Below are 20,964 nucleotides of genomic sequence, written 5' to 3'. Positions count from 1 at the left end.
GCCAGCGTTGCACATGAACCGAGGTTGGTTGTAAGCGGCGCTCTGCCTTGACTTGGGTAATGGTATCGAACTGTTCTGTAGCACTGCTGCGCTGGTAGCGCAAGTTACGGCGTTCAAGAGCTTTATAATTCTGATTTTCATCAATTAAGCGTAACACTTGTGGCTGAATGGATGCATTCGGGTCAGCGACCAAAAGTTGTGATTCATCTACCAGCCAGTTAATACCTTCGCTACGCCATAGACGGGTTAAAAAGTCATAATCGCTTTCGTTTGACTGCATCACAAATGGACGTACATCGTAGTCTTTCGTTAACCCAGATGTTTCGAGCGTTAGACTTGAAGCAAATAACGGGCTTTTGCCTTGCCATTCTTTAAACAGAATTTCGCTAATATCACGCACGCTTTTGTTCATAAACACGCGGCTATTACGACGTTTATGCCAGAGTGCAGTTGGGTCTTTTAAAGTTAAATTATAAATGGTGAGTGAGCCGTCGCTTTGCCCTTGGCTTGCTTCGGTAATAATGCCTGTTGTTCTAAAAAACTGGCCTGTGTCAGTGACCTGATCTACGGCAACCTGACAGCCAATAAATTGTTTTAATGCAATATGTGCGTTCGTCGACAGACACAGTAATTCAGCAACGCTACCTTGGTTGAGCGTATGCTCGCCTTCAATGCGTTGTAAGAAGACTTGATTGTTTAATGATGGGTTGGAAAATTGCACATGAAGTACACGATTCTGTGCGACCAAACCTAAACTATCTAAAATTTGAAATATTTTATGGGACATCGTTATTATAAAACTGAGTCATAATCATCGATATTTTATAAAAAACAGACAGAATTGTCTATTTATATAAATTAGCTTATCTTCCATGACTTACATATTTTTTAGTTTAACTGAAAGAAAGATTGGCTATTAAATAATCTATAAATGCTCTCGTTTTGGCCGGTAAATTAGAGGTCTGAGGATAAAGTAATTGAATACTTTGTAGCGGTAACGAAAAATCAGGAAATAACCGAATTAGGCGATTTTGTTGAATATCTTCATCAACTAACCATGCAGGACAAATCGCCACACCTAAAGATGAAAGAGTCATTTGATGAATTGCAGTCACCGAGTTTGATTCATACTGACTTCGAATAAAAGGTAATGAATATTGCTCCCCTAAACTGTTTTGCAAAATATATTGTGAATCTTGCCAATTTAATAAGGTGTGGCCAATCCAAGGAACATTCGCTAAATCAGATATATTTTCTATAGAATGGTCTTTTATAAACTGCGGAGTAGCCACAAGATAAATTGGATATTCTCCGATTTTTCGAGTTTTTAGAGATGAGTTTTTTAAATTTCCTAGCCGAATAACGAGATCTAATTTTTCAGTCACTAAATCATCGAGAGATGAATTAAACGAATACTGTAAACGTAAATGTGGATAAAGCCGACAAAACTCAGGAAGTAAAGGCAAAATGAAACGTTGGCCAAATTCATTGGTAGACGAAAACCGTAAAGTGCCTGTAATGCTTGTACCTAAGTGTTGGCTTCGTTCAAATGCCTCATCAATCTGAAGTTGGATTTGTTTAAAATCCTCATAAAAATGCTGACCAATTTCAGTTAATGAAATATTACGGGTGTTGCGAATTAATAGGCTTGTATTGAGCTGCTTTTCTAATTGTTTTATATCAATACTCACCATTGATCTGCTTAAGCCTAAAATTTCAGCAGCCTTGGTAAAAGAGCCGGAATCAACGACTTGTAAAAAACTGGTAATTTGCTTGAGGTTTTTTTGCACAATTAAGCCAATTGTTTAAAATTATCAAACAATCATTTTACTTCGCTTGCATCGACAATAAAAGAGCTGGATCTTACCCTGCCTGCACGGAGGTAGGTATGTCTTATCGATATAAAATAGCAACAGTGTTTTTACTTGGGTTCTTTATTGATTGCATCAACATTTTTATGTCTGCAATTGCATTGCCTAATATTGCATCATCATTTTCAGTTAGCCAATCCATGGTCGCTTGGATAACAAATGCTTATATTCTCGGCCTCATTTTAATTATGCCCATGAGTTTATGGTCAGCCAGCAAACTTGGGAACCAAAAGTTATTGTGTTATTCGATGCTTTTATTTTCGATAAGCATCTGCTTTATTGACTTTAGCGAATCGATTTATAGCTTAATTTTTTGGCGATTTATTCAAGGCGTAGCTGGAGGCTTATTAATTCCAGTCGGACAAGCACTTGTATATGCCTTATTTCCCAACCAAGAACGCCAACGCATTTCTACCATGATTATGGCAATTGCGCTTATTGCCCCTGCATTTTCACCTGCGATTGGCGGCGTAATTATTGATTCATTGAATTGGCGATGGGTATTTTTATCTAACCTTCCTTTTTCTTTACTTGCATCAGCCCTAGCATGGTTCTGGATTAAAAAAACAGAGAATGTGTCGAGTGAAAAACCAGACATAAAAGGCTTGGTTATTTTTAATATAAGCCTTTTATCTTTATTACTCTCCTTTTCATTTTATAGTGATTACCATAACGCCTCATTCGCTCTAACGAGTTTTCTAATTTCAGTCGGAATGCTTATTTTTTATATTCGACATGCGAAAAAAATTTCCCATCCTGTTCTTAATCTTGAGTTATTAAAAAATAAAAATTTACGTAATGCATTTATTGTCTATTACGCCGTTCCGGGTATTTTTACTGGCGTTAACTTACTCAATATTTTTAATTTACAGCTTAATTTCGGCTTTAATGCAAAACAAACTGGTTTATTCATGTTGCTCTATGCAACTGGGGCACTCGCAGCCATGATTAGTGGTGGCCTGCTCTATCAACGGTTAGGAAAAAAGTCTCTTCTTATTATTGGAATAACACTACATAGCTTTGGCATATTTCTTTTGTTTTATATTTCAAACACTAGTCCCATCAGCTTTTTAGTGATTGCTTATTTATTGATGGGTATGGGTGGCGGTCTAAGTGCAAATATTGCCCAAATTAGCTCACTGATTGATTTTTCAGGCCAAGATTTATTACAAGGAAGTGTGCTCTGGAATATTAATCGACAAGTTTCATTTAGTGTCGGTACTGTTGTTCTCATTTCCATATATAACTTGATGTCTGGCTCAAGCGATCTGCTTCGCTATCAACATACTTTTTTAATTGCAGCTTTGCTCTGCTTACTTTCACTCATTCCCGTTTTAAAGGAGAAAACCCATGTCTAAACAAATGGATCAAGCCATTCAAAGTGTCATTGACCTACATGTTTTAATAGAAAATATATTTACAGGAAAAAATGCAGAGCAAAGTCTTAAGCCTCTTTTAGATAGCTTTGATCAAAATTTTAAGATGGTAACGGTTCAAGGTCATAGCATTGGTTTCGTAGAAGTGAATAGTTTATTTAGTCAAAATATTGGAAACAAACCCTCTTTAAAAATCGACATTATTAAGAGTACAGCTTTATACGAATTTGAAAATTATTGTTGGGTGCAATATCAGGAACATCAGCAAACTGATGCAACCGAGACGGTACGTACATCCACAGCCTGCATCAAAGTAGAAGGTGAAAAGTGTTATTGGGTTTATTTGCATGAAACTTTAATTCCCACATCTTCTTAACTCATCTAAAGCACCTTAAAGATGGCACCTATTTTGCTTAACAATATTACGTTTTATGAAAATCGTAATACTGATCAAAATGGGGAGCTGTCGATATGGGTTATGTTGCAAAGGAATTTACGCGAAAGAACAAGCTGATTCTCAGTATTTGTTCTTTCGTTATTCCAATATGTCTTTGGTGCGCAATCAGTTACTTACCTTTTGTTTGGCATCCTCAAGTACAAATCACGAGTTCGGGAAGTGTTTCTTACTTACAAGTAGGAAGTCGCATTGATAAAAATGTGTTCTATCTCGAAGCACAAAATGCAGTCAATCGAAATTCTGCACCACCACAAGGTATTTTAGTCAATCCAATTTATTTACCCGCTCCCCATGAAGTCGCTAAGGCTTTGGTGACTGCATTTACTACGCCACCTGAACAACCTGATTCGCCGTGGTTTCATCAAAGTTTATGGCACAGTATCAAACTGGTTTTTTCAGCTTTTTTTATCTCTTCATTGATTGGAATTCCACTGGGTATTTTGTGTGGTTTTTCTAAGCGGATATCTCTGTTAACAGAACCGTTTGTTGAGTTTTTCCGTTACTTACCCGCACCTGCGTTTGGTGCACTTGCAGTGGCAATTTTAGGAATTAATGATGCACCTAAAATTGCCATTATTGTGATTGGTACACTTTTTCAGCAAATTCTTATTATTGCCAATACCACCCGAATGGTAGATCGAAGCTTAATTGAAGCTGGTTATACGCTTGGCACCAATAAGCTCAAAAGTTTATTTCATGTGGTGATTCCTGCGGCCTTACCTGATATTTACCGTGATTTACGTGTGCTATTGGGTTGGGCTTGGACCTACTTAATTGTTTCAGAGTTGATTGGTACGACCTCGGGTATTACGTGGTTTATTACTCAACAGGCACGCTATCAAAACTTTGACAACGTCTATGCGGCTATTTTGATTATTGGGGTGATTGGTCTGGTCTGTGATTGGCTATTAATGAAGTTAGGTGAGCGGATGTTCACTTGGAAAGTAGGAGCAAAATAATGAACGATTCAACATTTAACGCGCATGAATACTTTCAAAAAATTTATGAACGACCTATTATTTTAGAAGCTAAACAACTGAGCCAAGTCTTTAAGCATGGTCAAAGCGAACGCACTGTTTTAAATAAGCTCGATTTAAAAATTCATAAAAGAGAATTTATTTGTGTGATTGGTCCTTCTGGTTGCGGTAAGTCAACACTGAGCCGTGTTATTGCAGGTTTAGACCCATACCATAGTGGTGAGGTTTTAGTAGACGGCGAATGCATTACAGGACCATGCCCTGAACGTGGCATGGTGTTTCAGGGCTATACCCTTTTTCCATGGAAAACTGTAAAAGAAAACGTGATGTTTGGTCCGCAAATGCGTGGCGCGAGTCAAATGACAGCAGAGGCGCAAGCACGCGAATGGATTAATATTATTGGTTTAGAAAAATATGAAAATCAGTATCCACACCAACTTTCTGGTGGCATGAAACAGCGCGTTGCGATTGCTAGAGCTTTGGTTAATCAACCAAAAATTTTACTCATGGATGAACCTTTTGGTGCGCTCGACCCACACACTCGTCAAAAAATGCAAAAACATTTAATGGACTTATGGCAAAACATTGATATCACCATTATTTTTGTGACACACGATATGGATGAAGCTATTTTACTGGCAGACCGAATTGTGGCACTCAAAGCCAATCCAGGTGAAATTAAGGAAATTATTGAAGTTAATTTGCCGCGTCCACGCTCACTCGACTTAATGAGCACACCTGAGTTTAAACAGCTCCGTTCACAGGTAGATTATTTAGTTCACGCTGAAGAAGATGAGCTTGACCCTGCTTTACAAGACTTACCAAAAATACCGCGTATGACTCAGGTCAGTACAGAAAAATAAGAAAGACATTAAAAAGCCCAAGTTCAACTTGGGCTTTTTATTTATTTGGCTTATTTGAACTGTTCTATGAGTGTTGGATAAATCAGCCCATCTACATTTTGTTCGGTTTTATAAATCCCATTTTCGACGTTAAATTTATTGACGTGATAAGTAGAGCCATAAATCGAGTCAAAGCCTTCAGATTTAGCAAATACTTTCTTATTGGCATTGATATCTAATAAATGCGTGCCGCTCACCATCAACTCATATTGTTTTGGGTCAACCCCTGAACGGTTTGCCATAATTTTAACTGCATCGGCATGTGTTGCGGGGTCATTAATATATTTAACTGTTTTGTCCCACACCTGAATAACTTTTTTCCATTCTTCTTGATGAGCAGTTAAGTGGCTCATGTTGACAGTCAAAGTGTCATAAATTAAACCCGGCTTGTCTTTAGAGGTATAGATAATTTTAGAGCCTGCCACTGCTTTTAATGCCTGACCTGCAACAGGTTGCCAAACAGCAATCGCAGAAATATCTGGGCTATTAAACACTTGAGGTAATTGGTTCGTCGCTGAATTTACTAACTTCACCTCATTCGCTTTAATGTTATGGTCAGTCAAAGCTGTCGTTAGTAAAAGATGATCAACCAAGCCTTTTTCGACACCGATCGATTTTCCTTTTAGGTCTTGAATGGTATTAATACCCTCTTTTGCAATGATGACATCATTGCCCGCAGAATAATCTGTTGCCAAAATCATCATGCCTTGCGTACCGCCAGAAGCGGTTACCAAGTTATCGCCATTGGTGACCAACACAGCATCGAGCTGATTTGCCGAAAAAGCTGAAAGAGAAGCCGAATAATCAAACCACTTAAACTCTACATTTAACCCTGCTTCTTTTAACCAGCCTTTTTCAATAGCCACTTGCCAAGCCACCCAGCCCGGCCAATCACTATATCCAATGGTAATTGGTTTTGTATTTGTAGATGCCTGAGCGTCTTGTTTAGCCTCGGGTACTTTAGCGGTATTGTCACACCCACCCAATACAACTGCCGATAAAATAGATACGGATAACAACGCTTTTTTAATCATATAGAAACTTCCCCAACATTTTTACTAACAACACTTTGAGCGGTTTGATTGAGTGACTGTATGTAAGCTCGCCAACCTCCAAAATGGCTAATATCGGTTGCATCTTGAATGGCATACGCTTCGCAAATAAAGCCTTTGACCCATGTTCCATCTTTTAATTTCAGGTTACCAATACCAAGTGGTGCAGGAACTTCAGCCACAATGGCTCCAAAATTTGCTAAAGGAACATCCCATACTTCGACTTCAATTGATGTCCCTGCTGCATCACATTGCAGGCCAGGTTTTGGTGGCGTGGTATTTTTTAAGGCAAAGAGTTTATAGGTCTCTGTGGTCTGGGTTTTCTTGAGCAAAGTGGCATTACGGCTAGTGAGCTGAAAATTAAGTGGCATGCCTGTTAAGTGCGCTCCCACAACGGCAAGCTGCACTGAATGATTCGACTGGATGTTTATACTTTTTTGATAATGTTGAGTTGATTTACCTAAACTCAGCGATGTTTCGGTTTGCCAAAGCTGTGCAAAATTAGCGAGTGCCTGATCGTGCCAAGCTGGTGCAATAAAGGTTACGCCGCTTGGTAGGCCGTCTTCACGAAGTACATTTGGTAAAGCTAAAGCCGAAAAATCAGCAAAATTGACAAAGTTGGTATAGGCCCCCATGTGCGCATTTTTAGTCAACGGGTCGGCTTCAACTTCGGCAATGGTGTAAATGGTTGGCGCTGTCGGAACTATCAAGGCATCAAAAGGTTGTAAAGCCAAATTAATTTTTCGAGCCAGAACGGCGCGGTTATATTCGGCTTGAAGCGCATCTGTTGCCTTGAATTTATCTGCCTGCGCAATAATTTGAGCAATGACTGGATGAGCCTTTTCACGTGTTGTCATACGTTCAACGGCGGCTGTTCTTTCAGCTACCCATGCATCGTTATACAGTGCGGCAGCAAGCTCATTAAACGCACTGAAATCAATACTCTCAACTTCATAGCCCAGTTTTTTAACGCGCTCAATTGCAACTAAAAAAGCTTTTTCAGATTCAAGATCACCATAAAACTCAAGCTGAGCTGGAATAGCAATTTTTTGTTTAGAAAACTGAGTCGGTACATTGGCTGGATGTACTCGTGAATATTCATCTGTTTCATCATAGCCCTGCATTAAATTGGCAATGGTCCAAGCGTCATCAATATGCAGTGCAAAAATAGAAATCACATCAATAGTCCGACATGCAGGAATTAAACCTGTGGTAGAAAACCAGCCCTTTGTCGGTTTAAGGCCCACAATATTGTTATGGCCCGCAGGTACACGCCCTGACCCCGCCGTGTCTGTCCCCAAACTAAAAGGCACAATACCGTTGGCAACCACCACTGATGAACCTGAGCTTGAACCACCACTGATATATTCAGGGTTAAAACTATTTTTTACTGCACCGTATGGAGAGCGAACGCCAACCAGCCCAGTCGCAAACTGATCGAGGTTAGTTTTACCGACCACAATCGCCCCTGCTTTTTTTAGTTTGGCAACTACGGCAGCATCTTGTGTCGCTAAATATTCAATTTCTTTACAGGCGGCAGTAGTGTGAAAGCCAACAACATCAATGTTGTCTTTGACTGCAAACGGCACACCGTATAGAGGTAAGTCAGCAATATTCTGATCTTTTAAAACATCAATTTGTGCCTGAATCTGCTCGTTCGATGCAATTTCAATCCACGCATGGTCATCATTTTTAATTTCTGCAACATAGCCAATCAGATCTGTAAGATGGATTTGCCCGTTTTGATATGCTGTTTTCCAGTCTTGGATTGTCCATAATTTTTTCAACACGCTACTCCTCATTTAGTCATTCTGCTGTATAGGCGGCATGACGGCATCCATCAGTTCTAGATGTCCTTTGATCACCCCTTTCAGCACAATAAATTGCTGGCTAATTTGTCTAAGTTCAGAACTCGCGCCCTGCATTAACATGACTTGCAATATCTTTTGTTGGTCGAGCTGAATATGAAGTGAACTAATCACCTGCGCTAAAAACTGTTGCTGTAAATCGACCAATTGATTACGCAAGGTCATTTGGCTAGCGTCATAAAGTAACGTCAAGGTGCCCACCATGACTTCATTAGCCTGCGCCTGCTCTGCGATCAGGTGTTTATTAATCATGTCGACAATGGCTTGCGAGCGACTTTCATAGTTCTGCTCGACAATTTTTTGATCGAGTGCATTGAGTGTCGATTCAGGTACGGTAATACTGATTCGAGCCAACTTTTGTTTTGCCACAGTCTTATCCTTTTGTTTTAGGCGGCTGATTGTTTTGCTTGATATATACGCCTGCACGTACGCTGAGCAATTCGACTAAAAAGGCTTTTAAAGTTTGCTTTGGTTGAACCACGGGTTTTACATCGTTCATATCGCACCTCTAGTTTGGTATTACCAAATTCAGTTTTTGTATTACTGATAAGAGATGCAGAAAATGTGCCAGTTTTTAAGCGTCGTTTTGATGGGCTTTATGGGTATTTATGAGTAGTTTTTGGGCAAAAAAAAGCCCCATGCACAGGGATGGGGCTAATTGAAGTGAGCATTAAAAAATCAATCTTTTATATTAATTATACTAATTGTGAATCGAACTTTTATTCTGCAACCTCAGATAGACTAATCAAACTATGAGCCCATACATATAAAGAATCTAAAACTGGCCTAAAAGTTTTTCCAAAATCTGTCATTTCATAGACAACTTTGATCGGTGCTTTTTCACCATAAACCGTTCTAGAGATTAAACCGCTTTGCTCTAACTGCTTGAGTTGAAGACTTAACGTCATTTCAGTAATTGTAGGAATGAGTTGCTTGATTTCATTAAAGCGTTTCGGTTTATCTTTTAAATAATACAAAATCACGCATTTCCATTTTCCACCCACCAAGTCCATAGCCATACTGATATGACATGGATAAGTTTTTCCATTTACCGTGACTTCACATGTATTTTCAGTATTTGCCATTTTTAAATGCTACCTATCAACTTTGATAGTTATTGTACGCCAATACTATAAAAATTATAGTGACTATTATTTTTATAGTTTAAAGGCACTCTCATGGCTTTACTGATTTTAGCTCATCCCTACTACGCTCAATCGATTGCAAATAAAACGATTGTGAATGAACTCGTAAAAACCTATCCAGACCTTGAAGTCCGAGATATTTTCCAACTTTATCCAGACTACCAAATTGATGTGAGTGCTGAACAAGAAGCCTTGTTACGCCATGACACCATCATTCTGCAATATCCAATGTTCTGGTTTAATATGCCGGCAATTTTGAAGTTATGGTTTGATGAAGTTTTTACTTATCAGTTTGCTTATGGCTCTCAGGGCGATAAATTAAAAGACAAAAAAGTCATTATTAGTATGACGGTCGGCCAAACAGAAGCCAACATGGTGAACGACCAAGAAAACTTAATCGATAGCTTTTTAAAAGCGGTTCAATATTCAATTCAATATACGCAAATGCAGTTAAGCGCCACTTACTTGCTTTATGACGTTTCGCCTTTATCAGGTAACCCAGAGTCAAAAATTAAATTAGAAGCGGTTGAACATGGTCATAAAGTATTAAAGCATTTATCCGAAGCATAAGATTTAAAGAGAGCATCGATATTGATGCTCTCTTTTTAATTTAGGCCACAGGTGCCAAGGTAAATAGCACTTGTCCTGTTTTTACGGTTTGCCCTTTTTCAATAGTAATAGTTTCAACCTTCATGCGTTCGGGCGCAATAATTGGAATTTCAATTTTCATTGCCTCAATCACCGCAAGGGTTGCACCTTCTTCAACAATATCTCCCGATGCACATTCGATTTTCCAGATTGAGCCCGGCATGTGTGATTCGACTGCACAGCCGCCTTCAGGAATAACTACGGTTTCACCTTCATCAACAGCATCTAGACTTTCAGAAATATATTCTTGCAAGCCCGCTTCATGCCAACGGCGACGTTCAGCCTCGAAATTGGCTTGTTGCATATCTTTAAAGGCTTGAATACTGTCTTGATGTGTTTTTAAAAACGCGTTGTATTCTTTTAAGTTGAGCACCCCATCTTCAATGCGAAGGTGTAGTCGGCCAGCCTTAAAGTCTTCACGCATTTGCAGAAGTTCAGCCTCAGAAACTTCATAAAACTTAACTTGGTCAAAAAAGCGTAATAACCACGGTTTGCCATCTTCGAAGTCGGCATTTTTACGGTAACGGCTCCACATTTGAGTGGTACGGCCAACAAACTGATAACCACCCGGCCCTTCCATACCGTATACACACATATAAGCCCCGCCAATGCCGACAGCATTTTCAGGTGTCCAAGTTCGTGCAGGATTATATTTTGTGGTGACTAAACGTTGGCGTGGGTCGAGTGGTGTCGCAACGGGTGCACCTAAATACACATCACCTAAACCCATTACTAAATAGTTTGCACTATAGACCACATCTTTAACTGCTTGCTTAGAAGCTAAGCCATTAATACGACGAATAAACTCAACGTTATCTGGACACCAAGGCGCATCTGGACGAACAATTTGTGTGTAGCGCTCGGTGGCAAGTTGAGTTTGTGAATCTTCCCAAGCCAAAGGCAAATAGACCGTCCGTGAAGGCACCTGCATATTTTGAATATCGGGTAATTCGGCTTCTGCTTGTTGAAGTTTCTGTAAAAGCTCCAGTTGATCGAGTCGAATTGAATCAAAATGAATTTGTAGTGAACGAATACCCGGTGTTAAGTCGATAATGCCCTGAATGTTTTGATCTTTGACCCATTGCATGAGCGCATGAATACGGAAGCGTAAATTTAGATCGAGTACTAACTCGCCATATTCCACCAGTAAATAGCTATTTCCTGCTGGTCGATAGGTCACGCTTGGTAAATCATCTTCACCGTCTAAAGTGGCTAAAACGGCATCTTTTAAAGTGTCGGGTTCTGCTTGAATAGTTGGATTAAAATCGATCTGAGTCGTATCAGCTGTGGTTAAGCTTTGATGATATTTTTGGTCGAGTGCTTTTGCTTGCGCGTAACTCACAGGCACAAATTTGACTTTATCACCTGCTTTAAGCTGCCCAATTTTCCAAAGCTCAGAATGAATCACTACCGCAGGGCAAACAAAGCCACCTAAGCTTGGACCATCCGGCCCCAAAATAATTGGCATATCGCCCGTAAAATCAATTGCACCAATGGCATAAGCATTGTCGTGAATATTGGAAGGATGTAAGCCTGCCTCACCACCGTCTTCACGTGCCCACTCAGGTTTTGGTCCAATTAAACGAATGCCTGTGCGGCTTGAGTTATAGTGAATTTCAAACTCATTCGCAAAGAAGGTATCAATATCTTGTTTGGTGAAAAAATCTGGCGCGCCATGTGGCCCATACATGACTGCAATTTCCCAGTTTTGGGTAAAGCTTGGAATTTGTGCTTGAGCTAAAGCTGTGGTCGATTGAGCGGAATATTCAGTAATCGGCAGCATATCGCCAATTAATAAATTACGGCCTGCATGCCCACCAAACTGCCCTAAAGTGAAAGTTGCCTGTGACCCTAAATAGTCAGGAACATCGAAACCACCTTTCACACCAATATAGCTACGGCAACCTGAACGGATAAGTCCGCATTTTAAAACTTGGCCTTTTTTTACATTGATGGTTTGCCACATCGGCACAAGTTCACCATCAAGTTTTGACGGCATATCACCGCCAGTAATGACAATTTGGCTGTCACAATGAAACTTTAAAGTTGGTCCTTGCAAGGTACATTCCAGCCCTGCCGTATTTGGCTCATTGGCTAACAGTTGGTTTGCCACAGTTAAACTGAGTGGATCGATAGCACCTGATGGCGGCACCCCGACATCCCAATAACCTAATCGACCTGTTACGTCTTGAATGGCGGTTTGAATACCAGCCTGCAACACCTCAATTTTTTGAGTTTTCCATTCAAACGTATTTAAAAATCGAGTGGTTTGAGTACCTAAAGCAAACACATCGCAAGCAATAATATTTTGCAAATATTCTAAATTGGTTTCGATACCAGCCACTTGCGTGTTGGCAAGACTAATACCCATTACCTGTATGGCTTGGTCCCGTGTTGCAGCAGTCACAATGATTTTGGCAATCATTGGGTCATAAAAAGAAGATACCGTTGAACCTGTTTCAACCCATGTTTCGACTCGGGCTTGCGGGTCAAATTGAACATGTGTAAGCAGGCCTGCACTCGGCTGAAACTGTTTAATCGGGTCTTCGGCATAAAGACGAACCTGAATGGAATGTCCTGTTGGCTCTAACTTTTCAGTCGGTGCTGACCAGTCACCGCTTGCCAAAGTAACCATCCACTCGACTAAGTCGACACCAAACACTTGCTCGGTCACGCCGTGCTCGACTTGCAAACGCGTGTTAACCTCTAAGAAATAAAATTCTTGGGTTTCGGTGTCCATAACAAACTCAACCGTGCCTGCCGAGCGATAGTTCACCGACTGCATCAATTGAATCGCAACTTTTTGCAAATACTCACGTTGCTGTTCATTTAAGTCTGGCGCGGGTGTTTCTTCAATGACTTTCTGATTACGGCGTTGTACCGAACAATCACGCTCACCCAACGCTAAAACTTGCCCTTGCCCATCACCAAAAATTTGAACTTCGATATGGCGCGCATGTTGTACAAATTTTTCTAAATATAAACCTGCATCTTTAAAATTGACTTGCGCTAAATAAGATACGGTTTGATAAGCATCTTTTAACTCGGTTTCATTCCAGACCAGACGCATACCAATACCACCACCGCCCGCGGTACTTTTCAGCATGACCGGATAGCCAATACGGGCTGCCTCAAACAAGGCCTCAGCTTCATCTGCAAGTAGTGAACTGCCCGGAAGTAAAGGCACATTGCTTTGAATTGCGAGTTCACGTGCAGTATGTTTTAAACCAAAATCGAGCATTTGGCTTGAAGTAGGCCCAATAAACGCAATACCTTGGCTTTCGCACAAATCACAAAACTCGGCATTTTCAGATAAAAAACCATAACCGGGATGAATAGCTTCTGCTCCCGACTGTTTAGCAACCTCAAGGATTTTTTCAATATTTAAATAACTTTGATGTGCAGGCGCAGAACCAATCAAGAAAGCTTCATCGGCTAAAGTCACATGTAATGAATCTCGGTCGGCTTCCGAATAAACAGCCACCGAAGCGATCCCAAGTTTTTTAAGGGTGCGAATGACGCGACAAGCAATTGCACCACGGTTGGCAATTAGAACTTTTTTAAACATGCTTATACCCCTTCCGCTTCACGGACAACCAGTTGAATTTTGGTTGGGTTATAGGCGTTACATGGGTTATTGAGCTGTGGACAATTGGAAATTAAAACAATTAAATCCATTTCTGCCCGAACTTCGACATATTTCCCCGGTCCTGAAATTCCGTCATCAAATTTAAGTTGGCCATCGGGCGTAACAGGCACATTCATAAAAAAGTTAATGTTTGGGCCGATGTGACGGACATTCAAGCCATGCTTCTTCGCAATCGGGTGTTTTGCCAAGGCATACATAAAGTTGTTACGGCAACTATGCATAGGATACGTTTCATGTGCATAACGAACCGTATTACTTTCACATGAACAGGCACCGCCAATGGTGTCATGGCGACCACAGTTATCATCATGAATAACGGCAATTGGACGGCCAAAGTTACTGTAGAGCTTGGTGCCCTTTTCTAAATAGATTTGTTGGTTGATGGCCAAAGTATCCATTGCGCTATAACGCTCAGTTGGGTTTTCGGCGCTCATAAATAAAGTATCGACGGCTTGGTTTCCCTCAAGGTCAATAATTCGAAAATATTGGCCCTTTTTAACCTCACACATCCACGCTTCACCCGCAGGACAAACTTCATTTAAAACTGCTTTTTCAAATGATTGTAAAACTGTCATGATGCTTCTCCTGATTTAAATATTGCTAAGCGCGTAGTAGCGGGCTGTGTTTTGAAACGCACGCTGATTTTGCGAACACGCATCACGACAAATATCGCTGTCTGTTAGTGAATTGGCTCTAAATAAACTGAGTTGAATATCGGCAGGTTGATAGATTGGGCTGGTGTCTAAACCATGCGGCGCAGCAGATAAAAATATTAAGCAGTCCATTTCAAAGCGCAGTTCAATGGTTTGATCGGTGTTGTCAGAACTGACATAAGACAAAGCGCCGTTTTCATCTGGCACAACTTTAGAAAATAGGTTAACGGCGGCACTCAGGTCTTGGCTAGCAAGTCCGTATTTACACATTTCAATGAGTAAGCTGTCTAAGCCATTTTGGTACATATCATTGCGGGCATCTTGAAATGTGCGATTGCCGAATTGCTTCTCAATTTGTTCTGGTCGACTTGGACCACAAAGTGCATCATTCCAACCATGATCGTCATGAACAATGGAAGCCATGACACGGCCAAGGTCTGAGTACAATACATTGGAAGTTTTTAAATAGGCGGTATGTTGCCCTTTTAAACTGTCGGGCATGTTAAAACGTTCAAGCACATCGGCAGCATTTACACAAAACAAAGAAACATTTGCCTGAGCGCCAAGCGATGTAAATCTAAGAATGGTTCCTTTTTGAATACGACCCGACCAGTGATGTCCTCCGGGTAAAAGTTCGGTCCAAATCGCCTGATTGTTATGATAACTTGCAGTGTTCATAGCTACTCCTGTCGGATAGTTTTAGACTTCCTCCCGGGCTTTTATCCCTCCGTGTAGTTCGCTAGGAACCGTGAACTCTCGGTCCAGTCATACTGTAAGTATCGGAACCCTAGATCACTTTTGATTGTTTATGACTATGCAAAGGACATGCCAGCTTAGTATTACGATTTTGATTAAAAGTAATACTAAACTTGGGCAATTTGAGTGCGATTTAGAATGGAAAGTAAAAAGCTGCACTAAAAATTGTGCATCTTGAAAATAAAAAAGCCCCTTTCAATAAGAGGCTTAAAACTAAATTATAAGATTGAGAATCTTAAGGAAGCAGAATTACCTTACGGCAATCCTCTTCTCTTTCATTAAAAATGCGATATCCTTCTGCGGCATCTTCTAATTTCATTCGATGGGTAATAATCGTTTCAGGTGACAAATCACCACGCTCAATCAATTCCAAGAGTTGCGGTAAATATTGATGCACATGGGTTTGTCCCATTTTAAAAGTTAAGCCTTTATCAAAAGCATCACCAAATAAGAAACCATGAATCGGGCCTGCATAGACACCCGGTACACTCACCACACCACCACGGCGAACCGCAGCAATACATTGACGCAGTGCTGCACCACTTGAACCTTCAAGCTTTAAATTGGTGAGAACTGTTTCAATCACACTGCCTTTTGCCTCGAAACCAATTGCATCAATCACAGCATCGACACCACGGTAATTGTCGGTATGTTGAATAATAAATTCGGCAGCATCGACTTCATCAAAATTAACTGGAATGGCGCCGTATGTTGCCGCTGCATAGTTCAATCGATAGTCATTGTGATCGACCATAAATATCTTTTCAGCACCGAGCATCTTGGCACAAGCAGCACTTAACAGTCCGACTGGACCAGCACCATAAATTGCAACGGTTGAGCCACGTTTCACTTGGGCATTGGTCACGGCTTGCCAAGCAGTGGGTAAAATATCAGTCAAGAACAGTACTTTTTCATCTGACAGTGAAGTTGGCACTTTAAAAGGGCCTTTATTGGCTTTTGGCACACGCACATATTCTGCTTGCCCACCCGGTACACCGCCGTAAAGATGACTATAACCAAACAAAGCTGCGCCTGGTGGAATCTGCTTTTTATTAATAATTGCGCCGCGTCCTGTATTGGTGGTTTCGCAGGCAGCGGTCAGGTCAAGTTGACAAAAGAAACATTCGCCACAGGCAATCACAAAAGGAACAATCACTCGATCACCCTTTTTCACTGTGGTGACGGCTGGACCGACTTCTTCAACCACGCCCATAAATTCGTGCCCAAAGATATCGCCTTGCTCGGTTCTAGGGATTTTGCCTCGATATAAATGTAAATCAGAGCCACATATCGCTGTGGCAGTCACGCGTAAAATAATGTCATCCGGTTCTTGAATAATAGGGTCTGCTACTGTTTCTACTCGAACATCTTCTGCACCGTGGTAAGTAAGAGCGCGCATTTTATATTCCTCTATTTTCTATGATGTCCTTTGATTATGAGGAGGCTTTCTTTACGGTTTGCAACGATTCTTACTCTTCACGTAAGGCATATAGTTCAAATGCAACGCGACAGAGATTTCAGTAACATTTAATGAATGTAGGATTATTTCAGCTAGAGATATTTTTATTATTTGACCCATTAAAAAGCCAATCATCCCTGCAATAAAATGACTGGCTTTGTCTTAAAAATTTGACTTAGTCTAATTTGAGTTGCTGTCTGAGCTTTAAGATATCGACCAGCCCCTTATCTCTGGTTTGGTATAAATCGATATCTTTATATTGAGTTAAAAGCTGATTGGTTTCTGCTTCTAACAACTCTGTTGTCTCATCTGAATGTTGAAATGCTTGCATATCGTTCCACCATTCTGTCATCGGTGGGCCTAAATGATGAATTGCCTCTTTAAAACCCTTTTGGTTTGCCAGCTGCATATTAATGTAGGGACCAAATAGCGCCCACCTTAAACCCGGCCCACTGGTAATCGCGACATCGACATCTTCGGCAGAACACACGCCTTGTTCAACCAATGAAAAAGCTTCTCGCCATAGCGCAGCCTGCAAACGGTTTGCGACATGCCCTTTTACTTCTTTATTTAAAATGATTGGATTTTTGCCCAGTTGTTTATAGAACTCAGAAGCCTGTTTTAAAATTTGAGGATCAGTCAAATTACCGCCAACGATCTCGACCAAAGGTAAAAGATGTGGCGGATTAAAAGGATGACCTAATAAAATACGTTCAGGATGTTGTGCCTCTTTTTGAAAATCAGACACTTTTAAGCCCGATGAACTTGAAGCAATAATAGTATGTTCAGGGCAATATGCTGTGATTTCTTTATATAGCTCTTGTTTTACATCGAGACGTTCAGGGGCATTTTCTTGAATAAAATCTACGTCTGAGACTGCATCTTTTAAATGATTAAAAATTTCCAGATGAAGCAGCACATCTGGTTGAGTATGAGTTCGTTCAACGTTTTGATCTAAAGCCAATAAATCATTTAAATTTGCAGATATTCTGCTTTTAAAGACCGCTTCATCTATAGGATATGGGTCGTAAACCTTAACTTTAAATCCTTTATATAAAAATAAGGCCGTCCAACTTGCACCTATTACACCTGCTCCAACAACACCAACCGTTTTAATGACTTCCATATTTTCCTCGTAAAAATGTTGTTTTATTAAGAAATTTCGTTACTCAATTGAATGCTAAATAAACATAGCAGATTCAACCAATCAATAAATTTAATTGTTTATATTTTATATAATTTGTCCTATATTCCTTAGCTTGAAAATTGATTCCTTTCATTAGTACAACTTAATCTTTTACCATTTTTTAACCGTTATTTACTGAATTTTATGTCAAAAAATCTAGCAACATTGATTGGTTTAAGTGCCATTCTCATGTGGGCATCTCTGGTCGGTCTGATGAAACAAGTCAGCGCCGCCCTTGGACCTGAGCTAGGTGTTACGCTTATTTATTCTTTAAGTGCGCTACTGTTGCTTGCCATTTTCAAAGTTCCAGATTTTAAGCAGATCTCTAAAAAATACTTAATATTTGGCACAATTCTGTTCGTGGCTTATGAGGTGTGCTTTTCATTTGCGATTGCTTATTCTCAGACAGCACGGCAAGCCATTGAAATTAGTATTGTTAACTATTTGTGGCCGAGTTTAACGGTTTTGGCTTTCGTGATTTTTAAGGAATTAAAGTTTAATTTTCTTATTATTCTTGGTTTACTTATTTCAATTTCTGGCATTATTTTTATTCAAACTGGAAGCGGTGATTTTAGTCTAAATAGTCTTGTCGATAATTTTCATAGCAACCCACTGAGCTATATTTTGGCATTTACAGGTGCCATCATCTGGGCTTTTTACTGTGTAATCACTAAAAAAATGAGCAATGGGCAAAATCCCATTTCCATTTTCTTTGTTGGTGTCGCGCTCACTCTCTGGCTCAAGCTGCTTGTCTCGGGGCAATTCGCCATTGCATCAATGGATATTCCAGCAGTCATCACCCTTTTAGTAGCATCTGCTGCCATGGGTTTTGGTTATGCTGCTTGGAACATTGGCATCATTCATGGAAACATTACCATACTTGTGGTGGCTTCTTATTTCACCCCGATTATCTCGTCTATTTTGGCCATGTTTGTTTTACAAACTCAATTATCGATGAGCTTTTGGCAAGGAACAGCAATGGTGACGGCTGGTTCTTTTATTTGCTGGGTTTCAACGAACTGGTCTGTGATTCAGCCCTTCTTTAAAAAATTAAGAAAAGACCAAAAAGTATTGTAGATTGATCGCAATGCTTTTTTCGGATTTAAGATAACTCCGACGAAGAAGAATTCCCCCATTACCCAAAGCATGCTAATATCCAAATTCTGACAATCGTCCATGTCAAAATAATTTATAGAGGGAATAAGATGTTAAAAACTCAAAAAATCAACATCGTACAAGAATTTGATGCACCCGTAGACAAAGTCTTTGCAACCTTAAGTGAGCATGAAAACTTAAGCAAACTTTTCGCTCCTGCTAAAGTGACTCGGATTAGCAACGGCAAAGACGCCCGTAATGGTGTTGGTTCTGCACGCAAAATGTCTATTCCACTCACCCCTTCATTTGTAGAAACAAATTTAGTCTATAAAGAAAATGAACTGATCGAATACGCAATCACAAGCGGTATTAGCCCAATTAAGGACCATCGTGGTGTAATGAAATTTACTGATTTGGGAAATAACCGTACTCGTTTGGATTACACCATTAGCTTTAAAGGTCGCGTTCCTTTTATTGGCCCGATTATTAAAGCAGCCTTACAAAATGGCGTGAGTCGTGGGCTTAAGAAACTCAAATTTTAATCAAAATATAAAATAGAAGCCCATTATTGGGCTTTTATTTTTAAGTAGATGTATGGATGAACTGCTGCATCAATTTCTACAAATAGGAAATTTAAAAACCTAATCACAAAAACAAAAGCCGACTCGTTAAAGTCAGCTGAATACTACAGTTTGAGAAAATTGCTTAAATAGTTCTTGTTCGTGGCAATCTTCTATCTATTTTCTTTTTCTAAAATTAATTTAACCCTTAATTATGACTATTTGATTAAAAAGAAATCAAAAATCTTAAATAAAACGCAAAATAAATCACTATACATAAAATTAGTGCAATTTAAATCACACTCAACAAAGATAATGTATATCAACTTGATCTTTAGAAATTTTCTAAAGTTTAGTATGCTAAAAATAACTTACTAATTAATAGAAAATAATCAGTCCAATGGAACATCAGAGTTTGTTAAAGGAATTAAATTCACTTATTGAATATTATTCCAAAAGAACAGATTGTCCGCCTACCCGAATTCGCATAGGTTACAGAGCCTATGCAAAACTCATGCAAAATCCAAAATTTGCTGATGAAGTAACAAACTCTGCTTTAGATCCAAATAAACGTAAATATAAAAAGATGAAAATCAAAGTCACTAAAGATGACGATCAACTTGAACTCGAATAAATAAAAAGCCCAGTTACGGGCTTTTTTCCTTTTAGAAAGTGTTTGAATTTATCACTAAGACAGCATTATAAAAAAATACTCGAGTAGCTTGTCTCGCTCATCTACACTGTTTTTACTTAAAAGCTGCACTATTGCCCCATCAATCACAAACAAAAACATGTGGGCATCTTTCATTGAAGCCGTAGTTTTGACGGTTAAAAGCAGTTTATAAATTTCGTTTATGAGCCAAGTTCTATATTCAATCACCACGCTATAGGCTTTTGGGTAGAGCTTTTCAATTTCAAAAATTGCTTTAAAGGGTAAACGATAAAAGCCATTTAAATCGGCATGTAGAAGGTAAATCTGTTTGAGTTTATCAAGCACGATTTCTTCACGGTAAGATTTGAGAATTGAAAATACTTTTACTTTGAGGGCATCTTTTTGAAAAGTGAGACACATTTCGATGAGTCGTGCTTTTGAGTGAAAGTCGTTATAAAAAGTAGCTTTGGGAATTTTGGCTTCGGCAATAATCCGGTCGACACCGACTTTATTAAAACCATCTTGATTAAATAAATCTTTTGCTATGTGAAGCACGCGCAGTGCTCTAAATGAAGATTCTAAATTTTTCATGTATACCGCTTAAAATAATTTTTTGTTGTATCTAAAAGAGATAGAAATGCCGTCACTCTTAAAATGA

Annotated in this window: 21 protein-coding genes and 1 riboswitch; of the genes, 8 read left to right on the top strand and 13 right to left on the bottom strand. The window is 39.5% G+C overall.

The annotated features are described in order from the left end of the window. Window positions 1-787, bottom strand: a 787-nt coding sequence (locus ODQ17_RS18310; RefSeq protein WP_322905465.1) for a phage late control D family protein, incomplete at its 3' end; no start/stop codon positions are given. A 106-nt stretch (window positions 788-893) separates the two neighbouring features. After that, on the bottom strand, window positions 894-1,790 hold the full coding sequence (locus ODQ17_RS18305) for a LysR family transcriptional regulator (RefSeq protein WP_322905464.1): 897 nt from the start codon (window positions 1,788-1,790) through the stop codon (window positions 894-896). Between the two features lie 98 nt (window positions 1,791-1,888). On the opposite strand from ODQ17_RS18305, the gene ODQ17_RS18300 reads away from it, so the two are divergent. The 4 genes from ODQ17_RS18300 to ODQ17_RS18285 all read left to right on the top strand — a co-directional run bounded on the left by ODQ17_RS18300 (window position 1,889) and on the right by ODQ17_RS18285 (window position 5,544). Continuing rightward, window positions 1,889-3,229 (top strand): MFS transporter, encoded by a 1,341-nt coding sequence (locus ODQ17_RS18300; RefSeq protein WP_322905462.1) that lies wholly within the window; start codon window positions 1,889-1,891, stop codon window positions 3,227-3,229. Next, window positions 3,222-3,623 (top strand): hypothetical protein, encoded by a 402-nt coding sequence (locus tag ODQ17_RS18295; protein ID WP_322905460.1) that lies wholly within the window; start codon window positions 3,222-3,224, stop codon window positions 3,621-3,623. Before ODQ17_RS18300 ends, ODQ17_RS18295 begins: the two co-directional genes overlap by 8 nt. A gap of 95 nt (window positions 3,624-3,718) precedes the next feature. Then, window positions 3,719-4,663, top strand: coding sequence for an ABC transporter permease (locus ODQ17_RS18290; protein WP_009389057.1), 945 nt, complete (start codon window positions 3,719-3,721; stop codon window positions 4,661-4,663). After that, window positions 4,663-5,544, top strand: coding sequence for an ABC transporter ATP-binding protein (locus ODQ17_RS18285; RefSeq protein WP_322905458.1), 882 nt, complete (start codon window positions 4,663-4,665; stop codon window positions 5,542-5,544). The genes ODQ17_RS18290 and ODQ17_RS18285 overlap by 1 nt, the downstream gene beginning before the upstream one ends. Before the next feature lie 50 nt (window positions 5,545-5,594). On the opposite strand, the gene ODQ17_RS18280 is transcribed toward ODQ17_RS18285, so the two are convergent. The 5 genes from ODQ17_RS18280 to ODQ17_RS18260 form a co-directional block, all read right to left on the bottom strand. Then, window positions 5,595-6,617 (bottom strand): ABC transporter substrate-binding protein, encoded by a 1,023-nt coding sequence (locus ODQ17_RS18280; RefSeq protein WP_322905456.1) that lies wholly within the window; start codon window positions 6,615-6,617, stop codon window positions 5,595-5,597. Continuing rightward, on the bottom strand, window positions 6,614-8,425 hold the full coding sequence (atzF, locus tag ODQ17_RS18275; protein ID WP_322905454.1) for an allophanate hydrolase: 1,812 nt from the start codon (window positions 8,423-8,425) through the stop codon (window positions 6,614-6,616). The genes ODQ17_RS18280 and atzF overlap by 4 nt, the downstream gene beginning before the upstream one ends. A 12-nt stretch (window positions 8,426-8,437) precedes the next feature. Then, window positions 8,438-8,872 carry a CopG family ribbon-helix-helix protein gene (locus ODQ17_RS18270; RefSeq protein ID WP_001118704.1) on the bottom strand — a complete coding sequence of 145 codons (435 nt, stop codon included), beginning with the start codon at window positions 8,870-8,872 and terminating at the stop codon, window positions 8,438-8,440. 4 nt (window positions 8,873-8,876) lie between these two features. Beyond that, entirely contained in the window at window positions 8,877-9,002 is a 126-nt protein-coding gene (locus ODQ17_RS18265; protein WP_001000630.1) for a hypothetical protein, read from the bottom strand. 220 nt (window positions 9,003-9,222) lie between these two features. Beyond that, a complete protein-coding gene (locus ODQ17_RS18260) occupies window positions 9,223-9,588 on the bottom strand; it encodes a winged helix-turn-helix transcriptional regulator (protein ID WP_191899396.1) in 366 nt (121 codons plus the stop codon). Between the two features lie 93 nt (window positions 9,589-9,681). Between ODQ17_RS18260 and ODQ17_RS18255 the strand changes: the two genes are divergently transcribed. Then, window positions 9,682-10,218, top strand: a complete 537-nt coding sequence (locus tag ODQ17_RS18255; RefSeq protein WP_013198312.1) for an NAD(P)H-dependent oxidoreductase — start codon at window positions 9,682-9,684, stop codon at window positions 10,216-10,218. Between the two features lie 40 nt (window positions 10,219-10,258). Here ODQ17_RS18255 and uca read toward each other — a convergent pair whose 3' ends face one another. From uca to ODQ17_RS18230, 5 genes are all read right to left on the bottom strand, one after another. Then, window positions 10,259-13,864, bottom strand: coding sequence for an urea carboxylase (gene uca, locus ODQ17_RS18250; protein WP_322905451.1), 3,606 nt, complete (start codon window positions 13,862-13,864; stop codon window positions 10,259-10,261). A 2-nt stretch (window positions 13,865-13,866) separates the two neighbouring features. Continuing rightward, window positions 13,867-14,520 (bottom strand): urea amidolyase associated protein UAAP2, encoded by a 654-nt coding sequence (locus tag ODQ17_RS18245; RefSeq protein ID WP_000217380.1) that lies wholly within the window; start codon window positions 14,518-14,520, stop codon window positions 13,867-13,869. Window positions 14,521-14,535: 15 nt separating this feature from the next. Continuing rightward, entirely contained in the window at window positions 14,536-15,276 is a 741-nt protein-coding gene (locus ODQ17_RS18240) for an urea amidolyase associated protein UAAP1 (RefSeq protein WP_013198315.1), read from the bottom strand. A gap of 28 nt (window positions 15,277-15,304) precedes the next feature. Continuing rightward, window positions 15,305-15,400: riboswitch (guanidine-I (ykkC/yxkD leader) on the bottom strand. 189 nt (window positions 15,401-15,589) lie between these two features. After that, window positions 15,590-16,753, bottom strand: a complete 1,164-nt coding sequence (locus tag ODQ17_RS18235; RefSeq protein ID WP_062849162.1) for a zinc-dependent alcohol dehydrogenase — start codon at window positions 16,751-16,753, stop codon at window positions 15,590-15,592. A 235-nt stretch (window positions 16,754-16,988) separates the two neighbouring features. Next, on the bottom strand, window positions 16,989-17,939 hold the full coding sequence (locus ODQ17_RS18230; RefSeq protein ID WP_322905448.1) for a 3-hydroxyacyl-CoA dehydrogenase NAD-binding domain-containing protein: 951 nt from the start codon (window positions 17,937-17,939) through the stop codon (window positions 16,989-16,991). A gap of 204 nt (window positions 17,940-18,143) precedes the next feature. Here ODQ17_RS18230 and yddG point away from each other — a divergent pair, with 204 nt between their 5' ends. The 3 genes from yddG to ODQ17_RS18215 all read left to right on the top strand — a co-directional run bounded on the left by yddG (window position 18,144) and on the right by ODQ17_RS18215 (window position 20,288). Next, a complete protein-coding gene (yddG, locus tag ODQ17_RS18225; protein ID WP_322905446.1) occupies window positions 18,144-19,076 on the top strand; it encodes an aromatic amino acid DMT transporter YddG in 933 nt (310 codons plus the stop codon). A gap of 128 nt (window positions 19,077-19,204) precedes the next feature. Continuing rightward, window positions 19,205-19,636, top strand: a complete 432-nt coding sequence (locus ODQ17_RS18220; RefSeq protein ID WP_322905444.1) for an SRPBCC family protein — start codon at window positions 19,205-19,207, stop codon at window positions 19,634-19,636. A gap of 418 nt (window positions 19,637-20,054) precedes the next feature. Continuing rightward, window positions 20,055-20,288 (top strand): hypothetical protein, encoded by a 234-nt coding sequence (locus ODQ17_RS18215; RefSeq protein WP_003651015.1) that lies wholly within the window; start codon window positions 20,055-20,057, stop codon window positions 20,286-20,288. A 54-nt stretch (window positions 20,289-20,342) separates the two neighbouring features. Here the strand turns inward: ODQ17_RS18215 and ODQ17_RS18210 are convergent, their stop codons facing one another. After that, complete coding sequence (locus ODQ17_RS18210) at window positions 20,343-20,897, bottom strand: TetR/AcrR family transcriptional regulator (protein WP_322905442.1); 555 nt, start codon at window positions 20,895-20,897, stop codon at window positions 20,343-20,345. Between the last annotated feature and the right edge of the window lie 67 nt (window positions 20,898-20,964).

Source organism: Acinetobacter sp. IRS14 (assembly GCF_034650275.1).
GTDB classification, from domain to species: Bacteria; Pseudomonadota; Gammaproteobacteria; order Pseudomonadales; family Moraxellaceae; genus Acinetobacter; species Acinetobacter oleivorans.
The sequence above is the reverse complement of the archived record's forward strand: the minus strand, read 5'-3'. Positions and strand labels throughout refer to the sequence as shown.

Coding starts and splice junctions, on each gene's coding strand:
- ODQ17_RS18220 (WP_322905444.1), top strand. CDS start 19,205: ATGTTAAAAACTCAAAAAATCAACATCGTACAAGAATTTGATGCACCC.
- ODQ17_RS18255 (WP_013198312.1), top strand. CDS start 9,682: ATGGCTTTACTGATTTTAGCTCATCCCTACTACGCTCAATCGATTGCA.
- ODQ17_RS18245 (WP_000217380.1), bottom strand. CDS start 14,520: ATGACAGTTTTACAATCATTTGAAAAAGCAGTTTTAAATGAAGTTTGT.
- ODQ17_RS18240 (WP_013198315.1), bottom strand. CDS start 15,276: ATGAACACTGCAAGTTATCATAACAATCAGGCGATTTGGACCGAACTT.
- ODQ17_RS18210 (WP_322905442.1), bottom strand. CDS start 20,897: ATGAAAAATTTAGAATCTTCATTTAGAGCACTGCGCGTGCTTCACATA.
- ODQ17_RS18230 (WP_322905448.1), bottom strand. CDS start 17,939: ATGGAAGTCATTAAAACGGTTGGTGTTGTTGGAGCAGGTGTAATAGGT.
- ODQ17_RS18280 (WP_322905456.1), bottom strand. CDS start 6,617: ATGATTAAAAAAGCGTTGTTATCCGTATCTATTTTATCGGCAGTTGTA.
- ODQ17_RS18235 (WP_062849162.1), bottom strand. CDS start 16,753: ATGCGCGCTCTTACTTACCACGGTGCAGAAGATGTTCGAGTAGAAACA.
- ODQ17_RS18260 (WP_191899396.1), bottom strand. CDS start 9,588: ATGGCAAATACTGAAAATACATGTGAAGTCACGGTAAATGGAAAAACT.
- ODQ17_RS18290 (WP_009389057.1), top strand. CDS start 3,719: ATGGGTTATGTTGCAAAGGAATTTACGCGAAAGAACAAGCTGATTCTC.
- ODQ17_RS18295 (WP_322905460.1), top strand. CDS start 3,222: ATGTCTAAACAAATGGATCAAGCCATTCAAAGTGTCATTGACCTACAT.
- uca (WP_322905451.1), bottom strand. CDS start 13,864: ATGTTTAAAAAAGTTCTAATTGCCAACCGTGGTGCAATTGCTTGTCGC.
- yddG (WP_322905446.1), top strand. CDS start 18,144: ATGTCAAAAAATCTAGCAACATTGATTGGTTTAAGTGCCATTCTCATG.
- ODQ17_RS18265 (WP_001000630.1), bottom strand. CDS start 9,002: ATGAACGATGTAAAACCCGTGGTTCAACCAAAGCAAACTTTAAAAGCC.
- ODQ17_RS18300 (WP_322905462.1), top strand. CDS start 1,889: ATGTCTTATCGATATAAAATAGCAACAGTGTTTTTACTTGGGTTCTTT.
- ODQ17_RS18285 (WP_322905458.1), top strand. CDS start 4,663: ATGAACGATTCAACATTTAACGCGCATGAATACTTTCAAAAAATTTAT.
- ODQ17_RS18215 (WP_003651015.1), top strand. CDS start 20,055: ATGGAACATCAGAGTTTGTTAAAGGAATTAAATTCACTTATTGAATAT.